This window comes from Rossellomorea oryzaecorticis, assembly GCF_038405515.1.
Classification (GTDB): domain Bacteria; phylum Bacillota; class Bacilli; order Bacillales; family Bacillaceae_B; genus Rossellomorea; species Rossellomorea oryzaecorticis_A.
Map to the genome: position 1 here is coordinate 1 of NZ_JBBYAF010000067.1, position 9,687 is coordinate 9,687.

Below are 9,687 nucleotides of genomic sequence, written 5' to 3' on the forward strand. Positions count from 1 at the left end.
GACGAAGACTCCTGCGGGAGAAGTGGCCAATGTGAGACCCCGCAGGGAGGTACGACCGAGGAGGCTCACGGGTCACCCGCGGAAAGCGAAGTCTTGCACGGAAATCAAATGCGGCATTTAGCTGCGACTTTCTATCAATAGACATAATTTAAGCCAGCCTAAAAGATTTGATACCTTTCAGACTGACTTAGTTATAGCTGTTTAAAGTGCTTTTTCGAGTTGTTTTGGTTTGGCGAAGATCATGCGGCCTGCGGATGTTTGGAGGACGCTTGTGACGAGTACATCGATGTATTTGCCGATGTAGTTGCGGCCTTCTTCGACGACGATCATGGTTCCATCATCTAAGTACGCAATGCCTTGGTTATGTTCTTTACCGTCCTTGATCACTTGCACCTTCAATTCTTCCCCGGGAAGGACCACCGGCTTGACTGCGTTTGCCAGGTCGTTGATATTCAATACTTGTACACTTTGAAGATCGCAGACTTTATTCAGGTTGAAATCATTCGTTACGACAATTCCATTCGTCAGCTTTGCCAGTTTCACAAGCTTGGAATCGACTTCCTGAATTTCTTCGAAGTCTCCTTCGTAAATCTGAACCTCGACAGGCAGCTCTTTTTGAATCCGGTTTAAAATATCAAGACCTCTTCGCCCGCGGTTGCGTTTTAAAACATCTGATGAATCAGCAATATGCTGAAGCTCCTCTAAAACGAATTGAGGGATGACCACGATTCCCTCAAGGAAACCGGTCTGACAAATATCAGCGATACGGCCGTCAATGATCACGCTTGTATCTAAAATCTTAAGTGTTTTTACTGCATTTTCATCAAGGTCATCATCTGTACCCTTTTTCTTTCCTTTTCCTGCAGAAGGAAAAAGGTTCATCAGTTCATCTCTCTTTTTAAAACCAACCTGAAATCCTAAATAACCAAGAATCAATGTTAATAGAATAGGAACAACCGTATTAACGATCGGAATTTCCATCTGGTTAAAAGGAATCCCAAATAAATAGGCAACAAAAAGGCCAATAATTAAACCTAAACTGCCAAACAATAGATCTGTTACCGGCGCCTTCACGAGACTATCTTCAAACCACTTAACGAAATTGACTACGTACTCGACTGCCCAAAACGTAAGAATATAAAAGATAATGGCACCAAATATGGCAGTCATATAAGGGTTATTAATCAAAGGAATGTCAGATAAATTTATGACGGTTAACAATTCGGGAAGCAGAAAGATCCCAAGTGTCCCGCCTACTATAAGGAAGCACGCTTTAACAATATTCTTTAACATTCCCTCACCTCCTCCTATTCATTATAAACAATTTACTATTTTTAAAACGTCTGAATCTGGAAAACTTGATGAATTTAAACGAAAAGAAATAATTTTAATACAGTAAGCCCAATTTTACTAATGGTCTTAAAAAAAGGCTAACATGTCCGAAACGAACTGTCAATTTTTTGAAAAAGATTCCATTGTATCATAACAGGGCCTTTTTGACTAGCCTCTATAATTGACGGTCTGCAAACGTCTGTTCCTTAATGAGTTTGAGACCCTCTTTAATCTTTCTTGCCCTTACTTCACCGATTCCCTCTACTTCATCCAATTCACTGACAGATGCACTGCACACCTTCGGCAAAGTTTCGAATTCAGTGACCAGGTTTTCAATGATCACGACCGGCAGACGCGGTATCTTATTCAACACACGGTAGCCACGGGGGAAAATAGCATCATCGTGATGCACATATCCATGATAGCCAAGCAGCTTCAACAGGACATTATCATCGAGCACCTCTGAATGGACAAGTTCCTGGAATTTGTAGAGCACCTCAAACGGCTTGATGTCTCTATTCTGTGCATAATCCCGGATAATGAGCATCGCTTCCTCTTCAATATCCGCGAGCAGCTCATTCATCTGCAAGCGGATGAGCCTGCCTTCCGTTCCCAGCTCACTCAGATACGTCAAGAGTTCATTTTTAATGCGAAGGACCATCTCAAAACGATGAAGGACCTGAAGAAGGTCACTGTGCGTAACAAGCTCCTCAAATTCAAGGACAGAGAGATTGGAAATACTCTGGTCCAGCACCACCTTGTATTTTTCCAATGTCTGAATGGCTTGATTCGCCTTTGTTAAAATAACGGAAATATCCTTCAGAGCATAACGGAAGTTCCCCTGATAAAGAGTGATGACATTTCGCCTTTGTGAGATCGCAATGACAAGAGCATTCGTTTGTCTGGCTACCCTTTCTGCTGTTCGGTGCCTCATTCCGGTTTCTGTGGAAGGCACATAAACGTCGGGAGCCAATTGCGCATTTGCATAAAGAATCTTCGTGCCGGCTTCATTTAAGATGATGGCTCCGTCCATCTTCGCAAGCTCATACAGATAGCTCGGGGAAAAAGAGCAATTGATATGAAACCCGCCATCCACGACCGATCTCACTTTATCATTGTAGCCGACTACGATCAGCCCTCCCGTTTTTGCCCGTAACACATTGTCGATACCTTCTCTGATCGGGGCACCGGGAGCAACAAATTGTAAAATATCCGATATCGACTTATCCGTTTTTTTCTCTTCCATACCTTATCCTCCTAAGAAAAGCGCAAGCGCCTTGGTCAGCCCCGACAAGGGCTTCTGGGCCGACCGGTGAAGTCGGTCTTTGACTTCAGTGGACGGACCGAAACGTCTCGAGGGGCTAGGCGCTGGAGCTGGACAATTCTCAAATAAAAATACACTCTAAGAATTTAAAATAAGAGCCAATGCTTCATTTATCGTGGCTACCCCCACTACGTTAATATCAGAAGGCGGATGCCAGCCGCTCAGATTATTTTGAGGAACAATCACACGCTTGAAGCCCAGCTTGGCTGCTTCCTGGACCCTTTGTTCGATTCTCGATACTCTTCTGATCTCTCCGGTCAATCCGACTTCCCCGATGATACAGTCATGAGGGTTAGGGGCCTTGTCACGGAAACTGGAAGCAATACTCGTGGCAACCGCCAAATCAATCGCCGGCTCATCAAGCTTTACTCCTCCGGCCACCTTAAGATAGGCATCCTGCTGCTGCAGAAGCATTCCCACCCGCTTCTCCAATACGGCCATAATCAGCGAAACCCGGCTATGATCTATCCCGGTCGCCATACGGCGCGGATTATTGAAGCTTGTCGGCGTGACCAGAGCTTGTATCTCCACCAGTACCGGCCGGGTACCTTCCATCGAGGCTACAACGGTAGAGCCTGTTGCCCCTTCCGATCGCTCCTCTAGGAAAATCTCTGATGGATTAGCTACCTCTTCTAATCCAAGCTCTTTCATTTCAAAGATTCCCATTTCATTCGTAGAACCAAACCTATTCTTCACTGCCCGTAAAATCCGATAAGAATGATGGCGCTCCCCTTCAAAATACAAAACGGTGTCCACCATGTGTTCGAGCAGCCTCGGACCTGCAATCGAACCTTCCTTAGTAACATGCCCTACAATGAAGATGGCAATGCCTTTCGTTTTTCCGATTCTCATTAACTCCGCCGTACATTCCCGTACCTGGGAAACACTCCCCGGAGCAGACGTCACTTCAGGGTGATAAATCGTCTGTATCGAGTCAATAATCACGAAGTCTGGAGACAGATGCTCGATTGTTTGATGTATGGACTCTAAATTGGTTTCTGCATAGATATATAATTCATCGCCTTTTATATTTAAACGATCAGATCGTAATTTTGTCTGTTTTATCGATTCTTCCCCGGAAATATATAAAACCTTCTGATTTTGCTGGGCAAGCTGCGAGGAAACCTGAAGCAGTAAAGTAGATTTCCCTATACCCGGATCTCCCCCTATTAAAACCAGCGAGCCGGGAACAACCCCCCCGCCAAGGACCCTGTTCAATTCTTTGGAATCGGTTAAAACCCGCGGTTCCTGCCTGGTTTCAATGGCTGAAAGTTTTTCTGCCTTGGAAGGACCTGTTTTCTCACTATGCATAAACGAAGCACGGGGCTGTTTCCCCGTAATCGCAACTTCCTCTACCATTGTGTTCCATTCACCGCATCCTGGACATTTCCCCATCCATTTCGCTGATTCGTAACCACACGATGAACATACAAATTTCGTTTTTTTCTTAGCCAAATCAGTTCTTCTCCTCTTCTAATCTATTTTCCCTATCGTTGTTTCATACCAAACCTTATTGGATTGATTGTAACGATTTTGTGTATGCCTTTCAATGAAAAGCCCTTCGCTTCTATGTATGGTAACTTACCGCTTCACTTTTCCTTCGCCTTACACCCATTCGACAGCCGGAGACGGATTATTTCAACACTTTCGCTTTAACAGAATGTACATCAAGATTAAAAAAAGAGGTACACGCCTTACGAAAACGTGTACCTCTTTTGATTAGATGATCTTAGGTGGTAGAATTAGCTTCCTCTTTGACCTTTACTGTGAACTCATTGTCCTCGACATCGATTTCAATGCTTTGACCAGTCAGGACTTTTCCTCGAAGCAGCTCTTCTGAGAGCTTATCTTCCACGTGCTTTTGAATTGCACGGCGGAGCGGACGTGCCCCGTATTCAGGATCGAATCCTTCATCGGCGATCTTTTCTTTCGCAGCACCTGAGAGCTCGATGTGGATATCCTGCTCTTTCAAGCGTTTCGTAAGCTGATCAGACATAAGCGTGACAATCTCTTTTAAGTGTTCTTTTTCTAGAGAGTGGAACACAATGATTTCATCGATACGGTTCAGGAACTCTGGACGGAATGCTCGCTTAAGCTCTTCCATAACCTTCCCTTTCATATCTTTGTAATCCTGTTTTCCATCCTGAATATTGAATCCGACATATTTATTGCTCTTGAGGGACTGTGCACCGACATTCGATGTCATGATCAGTACAGTATTCCTGAAGTCTACTGTTCTGCCTTTCGAATCAGTCAATCGTCCATCTTCAAGCACCTGCAGCAGGATATTGAAGACGTCAGGGTGAGCTTTCTCGATCTCATCCAGCAAGATAACTGAGTAAGGCTTGCGTCGAACTTTTTCCGTCAGCTGTCCGCCTTCATCATAACCTACATATCCTGGAGGCGATCCGACTAGTCTTGAAGTGGAGTGCTTTTCCATGTACTCGGACATATCAATCCGGATCATCGCTTCCTCATCACCGAACATCGATTCAGCTAATGCCCGGGCAAGTTCTGTCTTACCTACCCCAGTCGGCCCTAAGAAGATAAAGGAACCGATTGGACGTTTTGGATCCTTCAGTCCTGCACGGGCACGCCGCACTGCCTTGGAAACTGCCACTACTGCTTCAGACTGACCGATTACCCGGGAATGAAGGATTTCTTCCAGCTTCAGCAGGCGGTCCGTTTCTGTTTGGGCAAGTTTGGATACAGGTACTCCCGTCCAGTTGGAAACGACTGTCGCGATATCTTCGACGGTTACTTCTGTATTTTCCTGTCCCTGCTTTTCTTTCCAAGTGTTCTTCGTTTCTTCTAACTCTTCGCGAAGCTTCTGTTCTGTATCACGTAACGATGCGGCTTTTTCAAATTCCTGACTTTGAACAGCTGCATCTTTCTCTTTTCGGATCTCCTCAAGCCTCGATTCAAGCTCTTTGAGGTTCGGTGGAGTCGTATAGGAACGCAGACGGACCTTGGAACCTGCTTCATCAATTAAGTCAATCGCTTTATCCGGCAGGAACCTGTCAGAGATATAACGATCGGATAACTTGACCGCCGCATCGATTGCATCGTCCGTAATGGACACACGGTGGTGTGCTTCATAACGATCGCGAAGCCCTTTCAGAATCTGAATGGACTCTTCAGCAGTCGGCTCATTTACTTGAATAGGCTGGAAGCGGCGTTCGAGCGCGGCATCCTTTTCGATATATTTACGGTACTCATCCAGCGTAGTCGCACCGATACATTGAAGTTCTCCGCGTGCAAGAGACGGTTTAAGGATATTGGAAGCGTCAATCGCTCCTTCAGCACCACCTGCACCGATCAAGGTATGAAGCTCATCGATAAATAGAATGATATTTCCTGCCTGACGAATTTCATCCATCACTTTCTTGAGGCGGTCTTCAAATTCACCGCGGTATTTTGTACCTGCAACCACTGTACCCATATCAAGTGTCATCACACGCTTGTCACGTAGAATTTCCGGTACTTCGTTGGCAATGATTTGCTGCGCGAGTCCTTCAGCAATTGCGGTTTTACCTACACCAGGTTCTCCGATCAACACCGGGTTATTTTTCGTACGACGGCTTAACACCTCGATGACACGTTGAATTTCCTTGCTTCTTCCGATTACAGGATCAAGACTGCCTTCACGTGCGATCGCAGTCAAGTCACGTGCCAGGCTATCAAGTGTAGGAGTATTCGCATTTGCGTTTCCTCCGCCTTGATGGTTGTTGGAATCATTGCTGCCAAGAAGCTGCAGAACCTGCTGTCTCGCTTTATTCAAGCTGACACCAAGGTTTCCAAGCACTCTTGCAGCCACTCCTTCTCCTTCACGAATCAATCCGAGCAAGATATGTTCAGTACCCACATATGAGTGACCCAGCTTACGTGCCTCATCCATCGAAAGCTCGATGACCTTCTTTGCTCTAGGTGTATAATGAATGGTTTGGGATTTCTCTGTGCCCTTACCGATCAGCCCTTCTACTTCCTTCTGAATCTTCTCCGGGCTTAACCCCAGCGCAGTCAATGCTTTTGCCGCAATACCTTCTCCTTCACGGACAAGTCCCAATAAAATATGTTCAGTGCCAATATTACTGTGCGCCAAGCGGATTGCTTCTTCTTGGGCTAATGCCAATACCTTTTGTGCTCTTTCTGTAAATCGACCAAACATCATATTATTCTTCCTCCTCACATGCATCTTTGTCTAACTTAATTCGCTCTCGTATTAAAGAAGACCTTCTTGTATCTCTTTCATTCGGTTTAAGCGGTCCCCCTGAGTATTGCTGCAGGAACCCCGGCTGAGTCAAAATCATTAGTTCATTCAATATATTCTTGGATATGTTTTTGATGTATCCTAAATCGATTCCAAGCCTGACATCCGATAAACACTTCGCTGCTTCCTTGGATTCGATGATGCGGCTGTGTTCAAGTACTCCCAGTGAGCGGAACACCCTGTCTTCTAATTGTATGTTTGAAGTCTTGACTAATGCTTCCCTGGCAGACACTTCTTTGTCGATGATTTGCTTCACGACACTTAATAGATCTTCCACAATATCATCTTCAGATTTACCTAAAGTGATCTGATTTGATATTTGAAAAATATTCCCCTGTGCTTCACTGCCTTCTCCGTAAATCCCTCTTACCACCAGCCCAAGCTGATTGATTGCAGGGATGATCCGGTTCAGCTGCTGAGTCAGCACAAGTCCGGGAAGGTGCATCATGACTGAAGCCCTTAATCCTGTTCCCACATTTGTCGGACAGGTCGTTAAGTATCCGCGTTTCTCATCAAACGCATAATCAAACTCACTTTCAAACCAATCATCAATATCATTGGCCCGGTTCAAAGCCTCACTCAACTGCAGGCCCGGGTATAAACACTGTATTCGAATATGGTCTTCTTCGTTTATCATAATGCTGACATTTTCTTCATTTGATAAAAGCACAGCCCCGTCTTTCTCACTCTCTGCTAAATTAGGACTGATTAGGTGTTTCTCCATCAATACCCTCTTTTGAAGCGGTTGAATCTCATTCGTGGCCAGAAATTCCAATTCCCCTAAATCTTCCGGAAATAGATCAACCTTCTCTTTAACCCTGCTGACGATTTCTTTCGCTTCATCCGCTGAATAAAGAGTGGAATACCTGAATTCTGTGAAGTTACGTGCCAGCCGTACCCGCGAGCTCAGTACAATATCCGAATTCGGACCTTCTTCATTCATCCAGGAGCTGACGGCATTACTTAAAAATTTTTCAAGGCTCATTCAGCATCTCCTCCCTCTTTCTTAACCTCTTTTTCCAGGGAGCGAATTTCATCTCTGATTTCGGCTGCTTTCTCAAACTCTTCATTTTCAATCGATGTTTTTAAATCTGTCCTCAATTGGAGGATTTTTTTCTTTAAGTGGATCGCTCCGCCCATACGCTCCGGAACTTTCCCGTGATGCTCGACATTGCCGCTGTGAACTCGTTTTAAAATAGGATCCAGGTGTGATTCAAAGGTCTCGTAACAATGAGAACATCCAAACCGTCCCACATTGATGAACCGCTGAAAAGTCATTTTGCATTTTTCACACTGCAAAATCTCTTGCTGAGGAATTTCTGAAGTTTTCGCCTGCTTGAATGCAGGAGAAATATTAAGAAGGCCTGCCAATAAATTGTTAACAGAAAATCCAGGTGAAGAATCAAACATAAACTTATCCCCCTTATCCTGGGCACAGTGCTCACATAAATGTACTTCTGTCTTCTCCCCGTTCACTACCTTTGTGAAATGAAGAGTAGCAGGTCTCTCATTACACTCTTGACAAATCATCCAACTCACCTCTTTAACCCTTACTCATACTTCAAGCTATCCAGCATAGCTTTTAACATTCTTCCCCGAAGTATATCCCGTTCCGGCAGTTCCACCATGATCACCGAACGATCCATGACGCTCAACATAATCTTCGCTTCCCGTTCCGAGATAATATCTTCTTCCACTAACCTGAAAATAATATCTGCAGCCGTACCTTGGCTGATGGCATTCCTCACCAGAGATACGAGCTGATCTATAAGATGGACCTGGTCATGGGCTTTCACCTTCATAATCCGGATATAGCCCCCGCCGCCTCGTTTACTTTCAACTACATACCCTCTCTCTATCGTAAAACGGGTATTAATCACATAATTAATTTGAGAAGGAACACATTGAAACTTATCCGCGATCTCGCTTCTTTTTATCTCTACTATTTCACTTTCACTAAGCTCCAAAACATTCTTTAAATAACTTTCAATGATGTCGGAAATGTTCCTCATCAAACCTCCTCCTCATTTTGACTTTGACTATATTTGACTATAATTATACAATCGGGCATTGAACTTTGCAATTATGAAGTAACCCTTAGAAGTTTTCCTGTTTTGGGAAACTTTTAAACGTATCAAAAGGAGTTTATTCAGAACAGTTCTTCAGTGGATTGTTCAGCCTAGAGTATTGTATGTTCGGTGGGCTGGGTAGGTTAATGGCAGATTGGTATCGATGGGTGAGTGGAACTGTCGGGGTTCGTATTTTGATATTAAGTTAATTGGTTGAGAATCGATAATAAATCACCTATTTGGATAAGAAGGTGACAATTTCGATAATATCAGGGTGTTTTTGAAAATTGATTTTTCGGTTTCGATAATAAAAGTTAGATTTTCGATATTACATTCTTTGTTTTCGATAATAAAAAGTTAATTTTCGATAATAAATTGGTTGGTAGCTTAGGCTTGGTGATGATTTTGGGAGGTTTTTGATTGAAATGGACATGTTTTAAGAGAAACATGTCCTGCATTTTTATCAAGAAGGAAGGTTTATATTGAAAAATGACAAATTAAAGGGCTTAAAAGGGAAAAAGTTGATTATTATTAATGAAATGGATGTCAACATCCTTCCTTTACTTTTCCTCCACGACAAAAAAACAGCCCCCTAAAGAGCTGCTTTTCATATTTGCCTGGCGACGTCCTACTCTCACAGGGGGAGATCCCCCAACTACCATCGGCGCTGAAGAGCTTAACTTCCGTGTTCG

General features: G+C 44.0%; 7 protein-coding genes and 1 rRNA gene. All 8 read right to left on the reverse strand.

The window, feature by feature from the left end; translation table 11 throughout:
- Nucleotides 1–201: 201 nt before the first annotated feature.
- Nucleotides 202–1,293 carry a PIN/TRAM domain-containing protein gene (locus AAEO50_RS20360; RefSeq protein WP_341986197.1) on the reverse strand — a complete coding sequence of 364 codons (1,092 nt, stop codon included), beginning with the start codon at nucleotides 1,291–1,293 and terminating at the stop codon, nucleotides 202–204.
- Between the two features lie 214 nt (nucleotides 1,294–1,507).
- Nucleotides 1,508–2,578 carry a DNA integrity scanning diadenylate cyclase DisA gene (gene disA, locus AAEO50_RS20365; protein ID WP_341986198.1) on the reverse strand — a complete coding sequence of 357 codons (1,071 nt, stop codon included), beginning with the start codon at nucleotides 2,576–2,578 and terminating at the stop codon, nucleotides 1,508–1,510.
- 156 nt (nucleotides 2,579–2,734) lie between these two features.
- Nucleotides 2,735–4,111 carry a DNA repair protein RadA gene (radA, locus tag AAEO50_RS20370; RefSeq protein WP_341986199.1) on the reverse strand — a complete coding sequence of 459 codons (1,377 nt, stop codon included), beginning with the start codon at nucleotides 4,109–4,111 and terminating at the stop codon, nucleotides 2,735–2,737.
- A 274-nt stretch (nucleotides 4,112–4,385) separates the two neighbouring features.
- Complete coding sequence (gene clpC, locus AAEO50_RS20375) at nucleotides 4,386–6,827, reverse strand: ATP-dependent protease ATP-binding subunit ClpC (RefSeq protein WP_341986201.1); 2,442 nt, start codon at nucleotides 6,825–6,827, stop codon at nucleotides 4,386–4,388.
- Nucleotide 6,828: 1 nt separating this feature from the next.
- Nucleotides 6,829–7,911: a protein arginine kinase gene (locus tag AAEO50_RS20380; protein WP_341986202.1), complete on the reverse strand. Its 1,083-nt coding sequence runs from the start codon at nucleotides 7,909–7,911 to the stop codon at nucleotides 6,829–6,831.
- Nucleotides 7,908–8,456 carry a UvrB/UvrC motif-containing protein gene (locus AAEO50_RS20385; protein WP_341986203.1) on the reverse strand — a complete coding sequence of 183 codons (549 nt, stop codon included), beginning with the start codon at nucleotides 8,454–8,456 and terminating at the stop codon, nucleotides 7,908–7,910. Before AAEO50_RS20385 ends, AAEO50_RS20380 begins: the two co-directional genes overlap by 4 nt.
- A 20-nt stretch (nucleotides 8,457–8,476) precedes the next feature.
- Nucleotides 8,477–8,938 carry a CtsR family transcriptional regulator gene (locus tag AAEO50_RS20390; RefSeq protein ID WP_341986205.1) on the reverse strand — a complete coding sequence of 154 codons (462 nt, stop codon included), beginning with the start codon at nucleotides 8,936–8,938 and terminating at the stop codon, nucleotides 8,477–8,479.
- Nucleotides 8,939–9,610: 672 nt separating this feature from the next.
- A 5S ribosomal RNA gene (gene rrf, locus AAEO50_RS21445) occupies nucleotides 9,611–9,687 on the reverse strand; the annotation flags it as partial.